We start from the raw sequence: 15774 nt of genomic DNA on the forward strand, positions 1-15774 counted from the left end.
GAACGACTGTGTTGCCTGAACGATCACCGCGGGATCCAGACCTTTTTTGGAATGTGCTAACCTTACTAGTGTGGTTGGGTATTTTCGGTGTGATCCTTTTTGTTGGTTTGATTTATATTAATCCCTATTCGCCGCTTAACCCGTTTCCACCTCGTCCTGTACCCACTTTGTTAGTCCTTCCTACGCTAGAAGTGTCTCTAGAATCCACCTCGAATTTAACCAAGACACCCACAGCGACATTAGTACCTACTGAGGTTCAAACTTTCACCCCAACGCTCCAGCCGACTCTTGTCGAGGGTACCCCATTGCCCGAAGTAGCCTCTACAGCGACGCCAACACCTTCATATGGTTATGCCTTTGCGGTGCAAAATCAACCGAATGTAATTGCGGCTTCACTTTATCACCCTGAGCGCATTTGTGATTGGATGGGTGTGGCTGGGCGCGTCTTTGATCTTCAAGGCCGCCCAGCGGTGGGTATACGGGTTTGGCTGCGGGGTTATCTAGGGGGTAAGATGGTCAATTTATTCAGTCTGACCGGAACGGCAAGTCTTTATGGGCCTTCGGGTTATGAGTTTACGTTAGCCGATGCGCCTATAGCCTCGCGAGGGGCTCTGGCCATTCAATTATTAGATCAGGCGGATTTGCCCCTTTCACCCCAAATTACATTTGATACTTATGATGATTGCGAGAAAAATTTGATCTTAATTGACTTTAAACAGATGCGTTAAAACTTTCCAGGAAAATGTCTTCATCATTGGCGATTAGCCCCTCTGAAAGCGAACTGCTTGGCAGAGCCATGACACCGCCGGGTGCGAAATAAGAAAAATCGAAATGCACTGGCTCGCCTGCGTCTTTGCCCGGGATCGGCATCAGGCGGGCAGTGAGCGGTTTGCGAAGGCGGGCTGAAAGAAAAGCCAGATCAGCAAGTAGAGCAGTGAGTTGAGCCACAGAGGTGTTGCCCGGTAGAGGGACGGTATCCAAGCCGGTGCCGCAAACTGCCGAGAACAGAAGAAGGTCTTTTATCGTGAGTGTACCTTCGAGGGCGCGCTGGGCCAGCGTGGTATCTTCCAGTATCGGGAGCATGAGTCCATTGAACCCACTTTGCGGCCAGCGCCCTCGGCTCAGGGTTTCGGCGAGGAGGGCGGCGGCACTCAACGAGCCAATGCTTCCCAAACGCGAAGCACCTATGTGTTCCAAGGCAGCACCAATGGAGCAAGAGGGGGAGGGAAAGGGCGCGGGCGAGAAGTCGAACCCCGCAAAAGCAACCTGGGTGTCAAGCACGGGGGTTATCAGGGTTGTAAGGTTCGTGGCAAAGACCTCAAAACGTTCTAGAAGCTCCTGCCGTTTTTCATTCCAAGTGAGGGGTTGAGAGACGATTTCTAAGACCACATCTGCGCTTTCGATGGCCAACGCTAGTGCGGGAGAATGACCTGCCGCATGATAGGCAGCCGGAAAGAAGGGCGTTCCCGAGTGGACGTTTGCCAGAGCGGCGAAGCGAAGATTGGTGAAACCGTCGGGGGTTAACGTAGCAGCTTGGCGGATGATTTCACCGCAGGCACGCAATGCTTTAAGGGACACACCCAAATTGGGATCTGCGATTTGGGCTGCCACGAAGGTGTGAAGGGATTGTTCAAGTACCGGAATGACCAGAGCATATGAAATGGGGTGCGTGACCAGTGCCGGGCCAATGCCAAGATAATCGAATCCCTGATGTATGGCTTCTTCTTCCAATTCTTTGATCTGATGAATGGCCTGTTGGGTGTGGGTCGGGTCAAGCCAGAGCGGGAAGGGGGTTGTGGCGATGCGGCAGGTTTGGACTTCAATGCCGGCTTCTTGCAACCGTTGTTTGAGGCTTTGGCTTAGATGTCCTAGATGGCGTAATGTCGAAACGGGTTCTTGTAAGTTGGGGTCGAAAAAGCAGGTGATCGCACGAACCTTCATGATGTTTGCCTCTGACGAACGACTTCGAAGAGCAATATGGCCGCGGCTACCGCTGCGTTTAAAGATTCACTCTGGCCAGGCATGGGAATAGTAAGCCGGGCGTCTGCGTAGTGGTGTGCCTCAGGGCTGGGGCCTTCGGCTTCGCTACCAATAACCAGGAGTAACGGCTGGCGCAGGTCGTAATCCCAACAAGGGATACCTCCTTGCGCTTCAGCCAGTAAAACGCGTGCAGGTTGAGGAGTGCGTTGCTTGGCCAGCACTTCGATTTCAGGCCATTTTAACTCATGAACAGGAAGATAAAAATGGGCGCCCATGGCTGCGCGTACCACTTTGGGTGCGAACAAATCTGTGGTTCCTGAAGTGGTGATGACCACGTCCACCTTGGCAGCCCAGGCGGTGCGAAGCAAGGTACCAGCGTTACCGGGATCTTTTATTCCGTCTAAAACCAGTCCAAAATCCCAATGGGTAGGAAAGGCAAGATAGTGAATGGGGAGCACGCACAAGATGCCTTGAGGGGTTTCAGTATCCGCAAGGCTTGCCATTAGGTCTGCGCTCACCTTGTGCAAGGTCACCCCTTGGGAGCGGAAGTGATCTAACAAGCGTTGGCCGCGTTCACTAAGTTGTTCACTGTAAAGCACGTATTGTGGATGCCACCCGGCCCTGACAATTTCTTCGCATAGGCGAACACCTTCGGCCACGAATAAGCCCTTTTCCTCCCGTTCATGCCGGCGTTCAATTAAAGCGCGTACTTCACGGAAGCGTGCATTATGACGGGAGTGAATCACCGGCTCTGGTTGAGACCGATTGGGTATTTCGCCAGGTTTCAAAGGCTTCAACGAAAACCTCGAGGGTAGGGGCATCGTAGAGGGTGATCCGAACTAGCCTGAGTGGAGATTGAGGATTCTGAAAGAAGTGGTCGTGAATGGTTTGAAAAAAGACCTGGGCTGCAAACGCTTTGGGTACACCGAAGATCCCGGTGGAGAGGGCTGGGAAGGCTAATGATTGTAGCCCCAATGTTTCAGCCAGGTGCAGGCTACCCTGGATGGCGGCACGAAGTTTTTGAGCTTCTTCGCCTTCCCCCCATACCGGTCCAACAGCGTGGATAATGTATCGAAATGGCAGTTGCCCGGCGCGGGTGTAAGCCGGGTTGGCATGGGTGACCGGGCCATGCTCGTGCACCCAGGCATCACTTTCTTCTTGAATTTGCGGTCCCCCTTTGCGTAAGATAGCACCTGCCACGCCACCTCCGTGTTGAAGCATGGCATTGGCGGCATTAACAATGGCCTCTACATCTTCAGCAGTGATGTCACCTTGGGCAATTTCCAGGCATTGCCCACCGGGAAACACATACCGAGCTTTGATTTGGGATCCCATTCTTGTGCCTCGCTGTGGTAAAAAATTATAGCACAGCGGACAACGAAAAACGCGGGGTAGATTGCAGACCCCACGTTTTCTTACCTGCCTTCTTCATTTTGGCGGTTACAAAGCGGCTTGTGCTTTTGCCACCACCGCTGCGAAAGCCTGTGGGTCGCGGACGGCCAAGTCAGCAAGGGCTTTGCGGTTGAGGTTGATGTTGGCCTTCCGTAAGGCATAAATTAACCGACTGTAGGTAGTACCGTTCAACCGTGCGGCAGCGTTAATCCGCGCGATCCACAACTTGCGTAAATCACGCTTGCGCTGTCGCCGGTCGCGATAGGCATACCACAGGCTCTTGAGCATTGCCTCGTTTGCCCGTCGAAAGAGACGATGGCGAGTGCCAAACTGACCTTTGGTGAGTTTGAGCACTTTCTTGTGTCGCAGATGGCTGTGTGGACCACCTTTTACACGCATAACACTCTCCTTTGCGAACCCCTGGGCGCCGGTGCTTTAGCACCTGTTGCGAACACCCAGCAGCCGCACGAATAGATGGAATTAATCGGTTTTCTCGAGGTACGGTGCCAAGCGATGGATCCGCTGAATGATCTTCTTGCCCTGGACCGGGATCATTTCGGTGAAGAGGGCTTTAGTGCGTTTGGAGGTGCGACGACGCAGGTGGCTTTTACCACCCTTGGTCCGTACCAGGGTACCTGATCCGGTTAAACGGAAACGCTTAGCAGTTGCTTTATGGGTTTTGAGTTTAAACTTCTTTCCTAGTTTTACTTTGCGAGGCACGGCTCACATCTCCTCTCACAAAAAGATAAGGCAGGTAACAATGCGCGAAGGCACATTATACCAGAAAAAAGCCATCTTGTAGGGAAAAAGAGAAATTCAGGCGCTCGCAGTGTCCTTGGCCTCGACTTGGGGGTTGGGGGTGCCCTCAGCCCCGGATGTTGGGGTAGTCTTCTTCTTCCCACCTTTGGCCGGCGCCAGCACCATGGTCATGGCTTTGCCTTCAAGGGTGGGCATTTGTTCAATAACCGAAACATCGGCCAATTCGGCTGCGATTTCCTTAAGATCCTCTAATGCAATTTCAGGATAGGTGATCTCTCGCCCGCGGAAGCGGATCGTCACGCGGACCTTCATGCCCTCTTGCAGCCAGCGCCGCGCATCCCGGGTTTTGAAGCCACGGTGATGTTCGTTGGTCTTGGGGCGCAAGCGGATTTCTTTGACCTCAATCTTGGTCTGGGCTTTGCGGGCTTCACGTTCTTTCTTGGTTTTTTCGTAGAGGAACTTGCCGAAATCCATCACCCGGCATACGGGTGGGTTGGCGGTGGGGGCGACTTCGACCAGATCTAATTCGGCTTCGCGCGCTATTCGGAGCGCCTTTTCAATGGGCACGACCCCCAGATTCTCGCCATCGGGCCCAATCAGACGCACCTCTGGGACGCGAATCGCCTCGTTTACGCGGTAATTTGTCGTGCTAATGGTTCTCTCCTTTCTCCTCGCTGGAATTTTCGGGTAATCAAATCAGTCCGTAGCAACGGACCGATTGTAATTAGATATTACCATACCTGTTTTGAGCGTGTCAACTAAAATTTGCAGGGAACTTGACCCCATTAAGTTCCTTCTACTGCTCGAGCCAGATGGTCACCGGACCATCGTTCAGAATATTCACGAGCATATGGGCGCCAAAAACGCCTTGTTGCACGGGGATCCCATAGGATTTCAAGTGTTCTGCAAAAGCCTCTACCAGAGGACGAGCCACATCAGGGGGGGCAGCCTGAGTAAATGATGGGCGATTCCCTTTTCGCGTATCGGCATAAAGGGTGAACTGGGAGACGACCAGCGCTTCCCCTTTAACCTCCTGGATAGAAAGGTTCATCTTGCCGGCGTCATCTTCAAAGACGCGTAAAAAAGCAATCTTACGTGCCAGAGCGGCGGCTTTCTCGGTAGTATCCTCTAGCCCCACGCCCAATAGAATGGCGAAACCGGGCCCAATATGGGCCACGGTTTGGCCCTCTACCCGTACACTGGCTTCACGCACGCGTTGGAGCAATGCCCGCATCAGGGTAACCCTATGGCTTCACGGACTTCCCGGATGGTTTGTTCGGCGATCACGCGCGCTCGCGCGGCGCCCTGGTTTAAGATGTCCCAAATCGTATCTGGGTTTTGAGCAAGACCAGCCCGTTTTTCTCGGAACGGTGCCAGGTGCTCGTTAAGGTTGTGGGCAAAGAGACGCTTACAATCTACGCACCCGATGCCGGCGCGGCGGCATTCGATATTTACCATTTCGATTTCCTCAGGTTTGGAGAAAACTTTGTGCATGGTGAAGACGTTGCACACATCGGGATTGCCAGGATCGGTGCGTCGCACCCGTTGTGGGTCGGTGACCATCTGCATCACCCGCTGCAGGGTTTCTTCAGGTGTTGCGGCGAGTTCGATATGGTTGTTGAGGCTTTTGCTCATCTTTTGTTGGCCGTCTATACCAAGGACTTTGGGCACCTCGGTCACTTTCATCTCTGGCTCTATGAGCACCTGGGTGTTGTAGCGGTAATTAAAAGAACGCACGACTTCGCGCGCGAACTCGATATGAGGAGCTTGATCTAACCCTACAGGTACCAGATTGGCTTTGTAGAGGGCTATATCAGCGGTCATCAGCACCGGGTAGCCTACCAACCCGTAATTTATGTTGTGGGGTTGTTGACGTGCTTTTTCCTTAAAGGTAGGAAGGTCGGTCAGTTTTCCTAATGGGGTGACCATTGAAAGGTAGGTGTGCAGTTCCATGACCTGTGGCACGTGTGATTGCACGAAGATGATGCTTTTTTCAGGGTCAATCCCGGCAGCCAACCAATCCAGCGCCATCTCATAGGTGTTCTGGCGCAGTTCTCGCGTGGTTTCTAGTGTGGTCAGGGCGTGGACATCTACAATGCAATAAATGCAGTCATAATCCTCCTGGAGCGCTACATAATTGCGGATAGCGCCCAAATAATTGCCTAGGTGTTGGCGGCCTGTGGGGCGAGCCCCAGAAAAGACACGACCTTTTTTCTGATTCATCCTTGTCCTTCCTGTAAAAATTTTTTCACCAAAGTTAAGATTTCACCCGGTTCGGCATGTCGCCCGGTCTTTAGTTTGGAATAAAGCAGATGATCATTCACCGTGACCTCGAACCGTCCACCGTCTGAAGGGATGACTGTGATGGACTCGATCTCGGGTTCGAAATTCTTCAACAACTCAGCCATCAGACCGATGGCGCGATCTGTGTAGTGTCAAACCGCGCAATATTCGATGTTAATCCTCAGCAACATTGTTCCTTCCCTCTTTCTTTGGATTTAGTGTGGCAAAAATTATAATCCAAGCGCGGAGTTTGGTAAAATGCAAGAGCGATGCACTGGTTACCCGAAGGTATTCCTTGGTCGAAGCGTGTATTGGATTTGTTGTTGGTCCTTTTGGGAATGGTTATTGCATTGCCCCTCATGGGATTGATCGCCCTGGCCATTTTGCTGTTCGATGGTCCGCCTATCTTTTTTTGTCAGCCGAGGCCCGGTTATAAGGGACGGATCTTTAAGTTATATAAATTTCGCACGATGCGTGAAGCCTATGATGCCAACGGTAACCTTCTCCCGGATGCGCAACGCCTGACGCCGTTGGGGCAGTTTTTACGGGCAACTTCACTGGATGAGTTACCCGAACTTTTTAATGTCTTACGGGGGGAGATGAGCCTGGTGGGGCCGCGCCCGCTTTTAGTGGCTTATCTGGAGCGTTATACCCCGGAACAAATGCGACGACATGATGTTTTACCGGGAATAACCGGCTGGGCGCAAGTCAATGGGCGTAATGCACTCTCTTGGGAAGACAAGTTCCGTTTAGACGTCTGGTATGTTGATCACTGGTCATTGTGGCTGGATCTAAAAATCCTGGCTTTGACGGTCTGGAAAGTCCTGCGGCGCGAGGGAATCAATCAGCCAGGACAGGCAACCATGGAAGAATTCATGGGGTCTTCTGCGCAGGGTCAAGGGGGCGTCAAAGGATAGACCCAACCGGCTTGAAGGTCTTTAATAACTTGTTCGGCTAACTTTTGCCGTCCCGGGGTTAACCACTGGGCATTGATGTCTCTTAATATGATGGGGACTGTGATGGTGGTGGCTTGTTTTTCTATCAACGCGGCTTGCCATGCCGTTTCCAGCCCTTGCTCAAGGTCAAACATGACCGTGACGGCCCAATTCGATGGCGGTTTCTGAGGCAGCGCGGTGCCCAGCAATCTCCAGCCGGTTGATTCAAGCACCGGCAAGTAGTCAGGGGTAAGCAGATCCGCGGGGATAAACAGTGTCTCCAGGCGATTCTTGTTCAGGTCAGCCAATGTGGTTTGTAACGTATCTGCCGTAGCATTAGGAGTGAGACTCGCAGAGACAGGGAAGGTTACGATAGGACCATAAGCGGGCACACAGCGTCCACATAAATAGAAAGCACCGTTGCGGAACGCCTGAGCCGCGGTATCTGCATTCAAGGGAAGTAAGGCGCCAGCGCGAAAATCGGGTGCAATCAGCACTGCAAGATAACCGGCCAAAAAATAAAGGTGATCGTCGCGCAGAAGCACTTGGGTGAGGTTAGGTGATTCCGGTAAGGGGGCGTTGGCGATAAAGATAAATGGAAGATCAGGATGTTGGGCGACAAGGGCATTGACATCGAAAGTTGGGGAAAGAAGAACGACCAGGGCTATGCTTGAGTCTCCAGCGTTGAATTGAGCGTTGCGCTGAACTTCGACCTCCCACCCTTGGCTGGTTGTCCGTTCGTGGATCCAGGCAATGACACGATCTTCCCAAGGAATGCCCTCACTGATGATTATCACCTTTGCACGTGGAGAAGTAGTCGGGGTGGGGGTTAAGGGCATTTCAGTAGGAGATGGGGACGTAGGTGCTGTTCCGGTGGGGATGAGTGATGGCGAGGATACCGTGGGGGCGCATGCTATCAGGGTAGCAAGTAAAACGAACAGGATTATGGAGGCGAGTTTTGGGTTGCGCATAGTGCTTATTTTACTGCAAAGATCGTCAGGGTGCTCTGTATTATAATAATCGCATGATTGAACTCAGTATCCCTGGTTGTGGAACACTTCAATTGGAGCACCTGGTCTGTGATGTTAATGGAACCCTGGCCCTGGATGGTCAATTAATCGATGGGGTGTATCGCAGTTTGAATCTATTGCGCGACCGCCTAGCCATCCACTTGATCACAGCTGATACCCATGGTCGGCAAACTGCGATTGATCACCATCTGAACCTCAAAGCCGTGCGCTTGACGCCGGGGAACGAAGCGGCTCAAAAGGCGGCTTTTGTTCGCCAGTTAGGCGCAGAGCGCGTTGTTGCCATTGGGCAAGGGGCGAATGATGCCGAGATGTTACGCGAGGCGGGTCTAGGGATTTGTGTTTTGTCGCGCGAAGGGGTGGCTGTTCCCGCATTGCTGGCGGCAGATGTTGTGGTGCCGGATATTCTGACGGCGCTTGAACTTCTGGAACGCCCGATGAGACTTGTGGCTACGTTGCGCCAATGAACCTGCCAACGAGCGAACCGCTTCCACCAGAACCCGAGCCTCAGGCCGTAGGACCTCAACCTTCGCCGCGCACTCGGTTTACACCCAAAGGACGGGACTGGGAGGCGCGGTTGGAGAGTTTACAACATCAGTTAAGCGCAGGCTTTGATTTCTACCTGGCAGCTCTGTTGTGCGCCTTATTGCTTGGGGTAGCCTTTGTGTCCGACACCCCCATTGTGTATTTCATGGCACTGTTGGTCAGTCCATTTCTCGGGCCGGTGTTCGGGAGTCCTCTGGTCGTCTTTGGGGGAACGACTGCGTTTCTGCTCAATACGCTGGGCGGTTTGCTCTTTATAGGGGCGGCGACTCTGGGAGCGGGGGCTGTTTCGGGGTGGCTTCAGACCATGCTCTCACCTGGCTGGCAACCTGCTTTGATCGGCTTTTATGGGCGCTGGGGTGGGTTAGAGTGGGTTATTACTGCCCTGGGGAGTGCATTAATCACGTTCTTGCTGGCCCAGGCACCTCGTCAACGTCCTTTGGTGGTTAACCTGGTGCTGGCTTATGGTCTTTTATTGCCTCTGGGGGTCGCTGGCTACGGATGGGGAGGACACAAACCGGAGCTCTTTACAAGTGGCATACGGACGGCCGGCTTGCATCTCTTCACAGTATGGTTTGTATCCTGGTGCACGTTTCTGGTGTTGCGTTGGCGCCCCCGCATGTGGGGATATGGTTTAGGGGTGATTCTATTGGTAGGAATTGTCGGGCTCTCCAACATATTTCCCAGTGTACCAATTCAAAACCATCAAAAATCTGTTTTGGCACCAACGGGGACGACCGCCGTTATACTGCAACCTACTGCAACCTTCTCACCCCGCCCGCTGGCAACTCAAACGCCACTTCCTCCCACGCCCACCACGCAGGCAACCTTAAAGTCCTCACTGACCCCATCGGCGACCTTTACGTTAGTACCTACCCCGGTATGGGCACGGGTTGCAGCACGGGTTGGAGGGGGAGCATTTGTGCGCGAATCACCAAATGGGCAGGTACTAACGTCATTACTGAATGAAACCCTGGTGCAGGTGATCTCTGATCCGGTAGCGGGAGAAGGGGGAGTTCTATGGGTTAAGATTCGCACCCAGCAGGGGGTTGAAGGTTGGATCATGCAATCCTTGCTTGCTACGGCTACGCCCATGCCGGCATGGTAAATTCACAAAATTCTGACATTGGGAGAGGTATAGAACGATGACAATACATTTTGGTACCGATGGTTGGCGAGCAGTCATCTCGGACACCTTTACCTTTCATAATTTGCGCCTGGTGACACAGGCCATTGCGGATGCAGTGGCTTCAGATCAATGGCTTAACGGCCTGGGGGAAGGGATAAACGTAGACCCTAAAACCATGGTGGTAGGCTTTGATACTCGTTTTCTTTCGGACCGTTTTGCACAGGAAGTGGCACGGGTGTTAGCGGCGAATGGGTTTACGGTTTATCTCAGCCAGGCCGATGCGCCCACACCGGCGATATCTTTTGCGGTGCGACATTTGGGAGCTATTGGTGGGGTAATGATCACGGCTTCGCACAATGCCCCCCGCTATAACGGGGTAAAACTTAAGGCGGCCTTCGGCGGCTCGGCTTCACCGGAACAGTGCCGGCGGGTTGAAATTTATCTTAACGATAACGAGGCACAGGGACGCGGACCTAACTTGATGGATTATGAACAGGCGCGCCAACTCAAACTAATTCAACGTTTCAATCCAATACCAGCTTATGGGGAACATTTGCGTCATCTGATTGATTTTGATGCCATTGCCGAGAATCCGCAGCGCATTGTGGTGGATTCCATGTATGGCTCGGGGCGGGGGGTTATTCGCAGTTTGCTTCAAGGAACAGGGTGTGAAGTATTTGAAATTCGGGGTGAAATGAACCCCGGTTTTGGCGGTGTGCATCCGGAGCCGATTGCACGTTACCTGGGCGCTTTGGCCGGCGCGATCAGTACCGGGGCAGGTAATTTTGGCTTGGCGACCGATGGCGACGCGGATCGCATTGGTGCTATGGATGAGCGGGGCAATTTTGTGGACCCGCACAAAATCATGGCGCTGTCATTACGCTATCTGGTGGAAAAGCGTGGTTTGCGGGGAGCCGTGGTACGTACCGTTTCAACAACTCGCATGATCGATCGCTTGGCTGCGCGGTATGGACTGCCGCTCTATGAGACACCGGTCGGTTTCAATCATATTGCTGATCACATGTTGCGCGAGGATGTGCTCATCGGGGGTGAGGAATCGGGAGGAATTTCTTTTAAGGGGCATATCCCCGAAGGCGACGGGATCCTAATGGGACTACTGATCGTGGAAATGGTCGCCCAGTCGGGTGGAACGCTGGTCGAACTAGTAGACTCTCTGCTCCAGGATGTTGGACCTGCGTATTACGAGCGCAAGGATATGCGTTTACGTCATCCGGTTTCTAAGGAAAAGATGACGGCGCGGTTGAGAGATGAAGCCCCGGCCCAAATTGGGGGTGAGTCAGTAGTGCAGGTCAGTACCTTAGACGGGGTCAAGTATATTTTGGCAGATGATTCCTGGTTGCTCATTCGCCCTTCGGGGACTGAGCCGGTGTTGCGTGTTTATGCGGAAGGACGATCTCCGGATATGGTGCGTGCTCTTCTCGCTTATGGAGAAAGCGTTGCAAACCAAATGGCTTAAATCAAGAAACTCAACGGATCATTAAAGCAAGGCAGGGGTGTTTATATAAACCCCTGCTTTATTATTCGGTGGGAAAAGGGGATTCATTGGGAAGGAGAGAGCGCTCGAATTTCCCTAGCGAGTGGTCGAGAAGCGCAAGCGGCGGGTGATAGCAATCACAATGATGAACAATGCTGCAAGTCCGAGCAGGCCGGGTAATCCCACTTCATCCGCAAACCCTGTAGTTGGCAAGGCGGTGCTGGTCGGGGTGGGGCCTACGGCTTGAGGCGTGCCGGTTGCCGCCTGCGCCACCTGCGTCAGGAAGGCTGCCACGGTAGCTGTACGGGCCATATTCTCAGGTGAGAGAGTGTTGGTCGGCACCGGGGTAGCCGTAGGAACGATAATCACGGGCGTTGCGGCAGTGGTAGGCGTGGGCTGGGCGAGCAGGGTTTGCTGCAGGGTGAAAGCCTGCGCGGTTTGGGTGGCGTACATTGCCGTCAGCGTGTTTTGGGCGTTGATTTGTGCAGCCTGTTCTTGTAGGCGGGCACGGTTTTGGTTAGCGGAAATGAGGGCAAAAACGATCAACCCAATCACCGCCAGAACGAAAATTCCACCGATGACTGCAGCGGCGATAATGAAATTACGGTTGGGGCCCCGGCTACCACCTTCGGGTTCTTCCTCAGTGGGTGGTTCCTCAAAAGGATTCTCGGTGTTGGATGATCCTTGGTTGTAGCCCTGCTCTTCATCCTCAAAATCGCTACGAAAGTCCATAGTTCACCTCTCCTTTTATTATACTTTTCAGGCAATGATGTCTAAATTGAATAATGGCACGGTAACTTTTTGGGAATTCTCCAGTTCCACCTCTACGGCGGGAATGCGTTGACCACTACGTAGCACTAATGCACTATTGGGCTGAATGATTTTGCCAATGGCCCCTGCATAAGGGGGGAGGGTTAAGCGAACCATTCTTCCTGGAGCAACCTCAACCGCTTCTTCAGGCTCTTTACCCTCAGCAGGAAGTGGGATCACGATTTCGGGTTTTTCACTCAGTGCCGGATTCCAAGATGCTTGGAGGTAGACCTCACGCTTCTGGTTGGTGTTCAAGAGTTGAAATGCCAAGCGGTTAATCGGGATTTGCCCAATGCCTTCAAGGAGGATGAGCGGCACATTGAGGCTGGTGGCTAAGGGAAGCAATGGGGCGGATAAACTGCCTAGAATTATCCCGCGCACTGGGATTTCTGCCGCGGATTTTATGGCTTCGGCCTGGTAACAGGTTCCTCCTACGATAACACTGCCCCGTAAGGTCATATCTAACATATCGGCTTTGAGGGGTGCATCAGGGGTTTCGGCAAGCATTGTGAGCACCCCGTGATTGTTTTGCTGATTGCCCCAAACCCCTTGGATGAGTGCACCGTGGGTCTCTACAATGGCACCGCGTTCGGGAAAAACCTCGGCGATTTGGCCTGGCAGCCCGGCCAGAAGCCGATAGGGCTGGGATTGAGTCTCAAGCAGGATTTGACCTTTATAAATGGCTACCACCTGACCTGCAACCGGAGCCCGTAAAATGCGGGCGAAAAGGCCGCGGGTTTGGGCTAAAATATCCCCTTTTTCAACCCGTTCGCCTATCTGACGTTCGATTAGCCGCTCTGCCTCAGAAACACGTTGAACGCCAAGAGCTTTGCGCACATCAAGGAGCAAATGTTGGCCGGGCGCAGGGGTTTCAGCAATAACGTCGGTAGCTTCGACCATTTGGCTTGGGCGTACCAACACTCGTCCCTTGCCGTTCAACAATCGCAGCCGACGCAGGTGAGCAAGTGGGAGGATATGGTGAGCAGGTAGTACCATGGTCATTGGTATTCTTCCATGCAAGGTTTGTGCCAAATCATGAACCCAGCGCTGCCATCCAACGCTTGAGCAAATCGCGGCGGCGGGCGGAGTCGGCGGGGAGTTCCAAAGGACGTCCGCGGGCATCAATAACTGCACCTAATAAACCGCCAGTAATCCTAAAACTGCGCGTGGTATCCTTGCCATCCGGGGTCAGGCGCAAGGGTCGCAGGGGACGCAGGTGTAAACGGGCCCGCTGCCCGTTCGGAATAGGGAGGGGTATCACAGTACCCTGCCGTACTTCTATGGTTGAAGTTTCACCGTTTTCTAATTCGTAACGCACATTAAGGACAGGGGTGCCGTAGCGAGCTGCGCTGATCGGTGCGATGACCGTGCCTAAGTTTAGTAGGGCATTGCTTTCAAGCGTTTGGATGACCAGAGTAGGATTGAGGGGTGCAATGGCACCCAAAGCCGTCACCAATCCATAGGGATCGAGGATAAATGTGGTGACGCCAATTGGCTGAAGTCCATCTAAAAGGGTCAGAAGTGCTTGTGCCGGGGAGAGAGCTTGGGTTAACGCATAACCGCTAACGAGAATGGGCTCAAACCCATATATCCCTTCTTCGGTTGAGATACGCCTAGCAACTAAAGCCAGTATCTGGCGCAGCATAGCCTGTTCGATGGCCTGGTATTCCAGATCATGGGGAGCAGAGGCCGGATATAGCGTTCGATGCCATAAATAATCTCTGACTATTTCGTCGGGGGCATGCATGGGAAGCCAGCGGGTAATGCTTTCTAAAGGGGTTTGCTCCAGCGCAGCAGCTAGCCCATAACCCGAGCCGTAAGGTAGGGCTATCGTGGAGAAGTTGTCTTGCCGGGCAACGGCTACGCCAGTTGTGGCCGATCCCAAGTCAATCCCAAGAACTCCCTGTGAGGCTCCGGTCAGCTTACTGAGAAATTGAACCATCCGTCCAAAAGCCCGCAAACTGGGCTGGGGGGTAATTGAACTGATGGTGCTGTAGGATTGCAGGCCACCTAGTTGATGTGAACGGCGAAGGTAGACAATTTCCGAGAGTTTTTCTTGCGCCGGTAATAGATTTTCTTGGTCAATGTTGGGGCGCACATTAGGGACAACGTGGGGGCGCACGAAGGGCTCTAAGCGGTCGGTCACTTGCTTGGTGATAGCGTTGTTTCCGGCGTAAAGTACATCCGGCCGGCTCTCGGGGGAGAGCAGTTGAAGGGCTAAAACCAGCAGGTCTACCAGTTTTGCTATTGAACGCGTCGCGCCTTGATCCGTTCCCCCGGCGATGAGCACCAGATCTGGGCGAGCGCGCAGGATTGCATCTATTTGGGCTTCGGGTTTGCGCCGATCATTCAGGCCGATCTGCTCGACGATTTGGCAGTAAGTGGATTCGAGAGCTTTGCGGGCACTGGCTAATGAAACATCTTCCAGAAGTCCCATCGCCACCACACGTAACGGCTGACCCGCCGAAAACGTGAGCACAAAGCGATCCACTCCCGAGCCGTCATCCTGAGCAGGTAGGATTAAATGGGCTTCCTCCATCAAATGCCGCCCGGTGATCTCTTCAAGGCGTGTGAGGGCCAGGAAGATGCTTTCGCTAATATCAAAGAAGGGTGTCCCAATTGTGCTTCTCACTTGGGCGGTTGCAATGATGCGGTAACGCTCTTCAACCACGTCGAAGAGCAGCGCGCGGGTGAACACGCTTCCAATGTCAACGGCAAGTATGGATTCGGCTTCAACGATGGAGGAACTCATAAGCCAGCATCTCAGGGTAGTAGAGTGTTAAGAAATTGAAGGATGAAATCTAATCTCGTAATGAGCACAGTGAGTGAGGTCTGGATGACCCCGGCAAAGAAGGCACCCAGGGTAATAGCGATAAATGCCTGACCGATTTTCGCCGCTATCTCGATCCATGGAGGACGCGATATGGATTTGCCGGGTACGCGGCGAGCAGTGAATTGAAAATACAGCAAGGTGGTGATGGTGCCGAAGAGCAGTATTACCCCACCCGCCCATCCAATGGTTTTTTGCTGGAGGGATGAAAAAGAAAGCCCTGCTGCCCGAACTTGACCAAACAAAGTGCCAAAAAGTGCCCCGTTGATAATAACTGCTGCGCCTACTCCAACTAGGAAAGCCAGAGGGAGGGTACCCAGGAAAGACAATCGAGGCATCAAGCGTGTCAAAAGCAGGAGACTCAGCACCCATGGGATGGCGATAATCCCCCAAGAGGCATTGGGGTTGCTCAAAGGGGAAATTAACTTTGGAATGAGAATGTGATTTATAAGTACCACCGCTAGGTATCCGGCTGAAACCCCAACGAAGGTGTAGATGGCGATTCGAAAAAGTGGGTTATCCCCAATGGCATATGAAAGCACGGCCAGAGTCAGTAGAAAGGCGACCAAAGTCCAAAGCGCATCGGTCAT

19 protein-coding genes are annotated in these 15774 nt (G+C 53.0%); 5 read left to right on the forward strand and 14 right to left on the reverse strand.

Translation table 11 applies throughout. The features are described from left to right. The first annotated feature begins 11 nt into the window (after window positions 1-11). A complete protein-coding gene (locus AC01YT_RS03730) occupies window positions 12-728 on the forward strand; it encodes a hypothetical protein (RefSeq protein WP_476672867.1) in 717 nt (238 codons plus the stop codon). Here AC01YT_RS03730 and AC01YT_RS03735 read toward each other — a convergent pair. The 9 genes from AC01YT_RS03735 to AC01YT_RS03775 form a co-directional block, all read right to left on the reverse strand. Continuing rightward, window positions 712-1941 carry a DUF711 family protein gene (locus tag AC01YT_RS03735; protein WP_476672868.1) on the reverse strand — a complete coding sequence of 410 codons (1230 nt, stop codon included), beginning with the start codon at window positions 1939-1941 and terminating at the stop codon, window positions 712-714. The two genes, AC01YT_RS03730 and AC01YT_RS03735, sit on opposite strands and share 17 nt — an antisense overlap. Continuing rightward, complete coding sequence (locus tag AC01YT_RS03740; RefSeq protein ID WP_476672869.1) at window positions 1938-2777, reverse strand: TrmH family RNA methyltransferase; 840 nt, start codon at window positions 2775-2777, stop codon at window positions 1938-1940. Before AC01YT_RS03740 ends, AC01YT_RS03735 begins: the two co-directional genes overlap by 4 nt. Next, window positions 2707-3315 (reverse strand): macro domain-containing protein, encoded by a 609-nt coding sequence (locus AC01YT_RS03745; RefSeq protein ID WP_476672870.1) that lies wholly within the window; start codon window positions 3313-3315, stop codon window positions 2707-2709. The genes AC01YT_RS03740 and AC01YT_RS03745 overlap by 71 nt, the downstream gene beginning before the upstream one ends. Before the next feature lie 105 nt (window positions 3316-3420). Continuing rightward, window positions 3421-3771, reverse strand: coding sequence for a 50S ribosomal protein L20 (gene rplT / locus AC01YT_RS03750; protein WP_476672871.1), 351 nt, complete (start codon window positions 3769-3771; stop codon window positions 3421-3423). An 81-nt stretch (window positions 3772-3852) separates the two neighbouring features. Next, window positions 3853-4092, reverse strand: a complete 240-nt coding sequence (locus AC01YT_RS03755; RefSeq protein WP_476672872.1) for a large ribosomal subunit protein bL35 — start codon at window positions 4090-4092, stop codon at window positions 3853-3855. A 96-nt stretch (window positions 4093-4188) separates the two neighbouring features. Beyond that, window positions 4189-4812, reverse strand: a complete 624-nt coding sequence (gene infC, locus AC01YT_RS03760) for a translation initiation factor IF-3 (protein WP_476672966.1) — start codon at window positions 4810-4812, stop codon at window positions 4189-4191. Between the two features lie 115 nt (window positions 4813-4927). Further along, window positions 4928-5365: a D-aminoacyl-tRNA deacylase gene (dtd, locus tag AC01YT_RS03765; RefSeq protein ID WP_476672873.1), complete on the reverse strand. Its 438-nt coding sequence runs from the start codon at window positions 5363-5365 to the stop codon at window positions 4928-4930. Continuing rightward, window positions 5365-6354, reverse strand: coding sequence for a tryptophan--tRNA ligase (trpS, locus tag AC01YT_RS03770; RefSeq protein ID WP_476672874.1), 990 nt, complete (start codon window positions 6352-6354; stop codon window positions 5365-5367). The genes dtd and trpS overlap by 1 nt, the downstream gene beginning before the upstream one ends. Beyond that, a complete protein-coding gene (locus tag AC01YT_RS03775; RefSeq protein WP_476672968.1) occupies window positions 6351-6599 on the reverse strand; it encodes an Rdx family protein in 249 nt (82 codons plus the stop codon). The genes trpS and AC01YT_RS03775 overlap by 4 nt, the downstream gene beginning before the upstream one ends. An 84-nt stretch (window positions 6600-6683) precedes the next feature. On the opposite strand from AC01YT_RS03775, the gene AC01YT_RS03780 reads away from it, so the two are divergent. After that, window positions 6684-7331: a sugar transferase gene (locus AC01YT_RS03780; protein WP_476672875.1), complete on the forward strand. Its 648-nt coding sequence runs from the start codon at window positions 6684-6686 to the stop codon at window positions 7329-7331. Here AC01YT_RS03780 and AC01YT_RS03785 read toward each other — a convergent pair. Further along, window positions 7310-8320, reverse strand: coding sequence for a hypothetical protein (locus tag AC01YT_RS03785; RefSeq protein WP_476672876.1), 1011 nt, complete (start codon window positions 8318-8320; stop codon window positions 7310-7312). The genes AC01YT_RS03780 and AC01YT_RS03785 overlap by 22 nt on opposite strands. Before the next feature lie 53 nt (window positions 8321-8373). On the opposite strand from AC01YT_RS03785, the gene AC01YT_RS03790 reads away from it, so the two are divergent. Genes AC01YT_RS03790 through AC01YT_RS03800 form a run of 3 tightly spaced genes read left to right on the forward strand, consistent with a single transcriptional unit; the run spans window position 8374 to window position 11526 of the window. Beyond that, window positions 8374-8844: an HAD family hydrolase gene (locus AC01YT_RS03790; RefSeq protein WP_476672877.1), complete on the forward strand. Its 471-nt coding sequence runs from the start codon at window positions 8374-8376 to the stop codon at window positions 8842-8844. Next, the gene (locus tag AC01YT_RS03795) at window positions 8841-10028 is read left to right on the forward strand and encodes an SH3 domain-containing protein (protein ID WP_476672878.1); all 1188 of its coding nucleotides are present in this window, start codon (window positions 8841-8843) and stop codon (window positions 10026-10028) included. Before AC01YT_RS03790 ends, AC01YT_RS03795 begins: the two co-directional genes overlap by 4 nt. A 37-nt stretch (window positions 10029-10065) precedes the next feature. Continuing rightward, the gene (locus AC01YT_RS03800) at window positions 10066-11526 is read left to right on the forward strand and encodes a phosphoglucomutase/phosphomannomutase family protein (protein ID WP_476672879.1); all 1461 of its coding nucleotides are present in this window, start codon (window positions 10066-10068) and stop codon (window positions 11524-11526) included. A gap of 114 nt (window positions 11527-11640) precedes the next feature. On the opposite strand, the gene AC01YT_RS03805 is transcribed toward AC01YT_RS03800, so the two are convergent. The 4 genes from AC01YT_RS03805 to AC01YT_RS03820 are packed head-to-tail and all read right to left on the reverse strand — an operon-like array spanning window position 11641 to window position 15774. Further along, window positions 11641-12276, reverse strand: a complete 636-nt coding sequence (locus AC01YT_RS03805) for an EGFR-like transmembrane domain-containing protein (protein ID WP_476672880.1) — start codon at window positions 12274-12276, stop codon at window positions 11641-11643. A 27-nt stretch (window positions 12277-12303) separates the two neighbouring features. Next, complete coding sequence (locus AC01YT_RS03810) at window positions 12304-13356, reverse strand: hypothetical protein (protein WP_476672881.1); 1053 nt, start codon at window positions 13354-13356, stop codon at window positions 12304-12306. Window positions 13357-13387: 31 nt separating this feature from the next. After that, window positions 13388-15106: a glutamate mutase L gene (locus AC01YT_RS03815; protein ID WP_476672882.1), complete on the reverse strand. Its 1719-nt coding sequence runs from the start codon at window positions 15104-15106 to the stop codon at window positions 13388-13390. An 11-nt stretch (window positions 15107-15117) separates the two neighbouring features. Beyond that, window positions 15118-15774, reverse strand: coding sequence for a hypothetical protein (locus tag AC01YT_RS03820; protein ID WP_476672883.1), 657 nt, complete (start codon window positions 15772-15774; stop codon window positions 15118-15120).

The sequence above is a fragment of the Thermanaerothrix sp. genome (assembly GCF_056331585.1).

What these genes read in the sequence shown, in the direction of transcription:
- AC01YT_RS03735 (WP_476672868.1), bottom strand. Translation starts at nt 1,941, where the DNA reads ATGAAGGTTCGTGCGATCACCTGCTTTTTCGACCCCAACTTACAAGAA.
- AC01YT_RS03745 (WP_476672870.1), bottom strand. Translation starts at nt 3,315, where the DNA reads ATGGGATCCCAAATCAAAGCTCGGTATGTGTTTCCCGGTGGGCAATGC.
- rplT (WP_476672871.1), bottom strand. Translation starts at nt 3,771, where the DNA reads ATGCGTGTAAAAGGTGGTCCACACAGCCATCTGCGACACAAGAAAGTG.
- dtd (WP_476672873.1), bottom strand. Translation starts at nt 5,365, where the DNA reads ATGCGGGCATTGCTCCAACGCGTGCGTGAAGCCAGTGTACGGGTAGAG.
- trpS (WP_476672874.1), bottom strand. Translation starts at nt 6,354, where the DNA reads ATGAATCAGAAAAAAGGTCGTGTCTTTTCTGGGGCTCGCCCCACAGGC.
- AC01YT_RS03780 (WP_476672875.1), top strand. Translation starts at nt 6,684, where the DNA reads ATGCACTGGTTACCCGAAGGTATTCCTTGGTCGAAGCGTGTATTGGAT.
- AC01YT_RS03785 (WP_476672876.1), bottom strand. Translation starts at nt 8,320, where the DNA reads ATGCGCAACCCAAAACTCGCCTCCATAATCCTGTTCGTTTTACTTGCT.
- AC01YT_RS03790 (WP_476672877.1), top strand. Translation starts at nt 8,374, where the DNA reads ATGATTGAACTCAGTATCCCTGGTTGTGGAACACTTCAATTGGAGCAC.
- AC01YT_RS03795 (WP_476672878.1), top strand. Translation starts at nt 8,841, where the DNA reads ATGAACCTGCCAACGAGCGAACCGCTTCCACCAGAACCCGAGCCTCAG.
- AC01YT_RS03800 (WP_476672879.1), top strand. Translation starts at nt 10,066, where the DNA reads ATGACAATACATTTTGGTACCGATGGTTGGCGAGCAGTCATCTCGGAC.
- AC01YT_RS03805 (WP_476672880.1), bottom strand. Translation starts at nt 12,276, where the DNA reads ATGGACTTTCGTAGCGATTTTGAGGATGAAGAGCAGGGCTACAACCAA.
- AC01YT_RS03810 (WP_476672881.1), bottom strand. Translation starts at nt 13,356, where the DNA reads ATGACCATGGTACTACCTGCTCACCATATCCTCCCACTTGCTCACCTG.
- AC01YT_RS03815 (WP_476672882.1), bottom strand. Translation starts at nt 15,106, where the DNA reads ATGAGTTCCTCCATCGTTGAAGCCGAATCCATACTTGCCGTTGACATT.
- AC01YT_RS03820 (WP_476672883.1), bottom strand. Translation starts at nt 15,774, where the DNA reads ATGACCGATGCGCTTTGGACTTTGGTCGCCTTTCTACTGACTCTGGCC.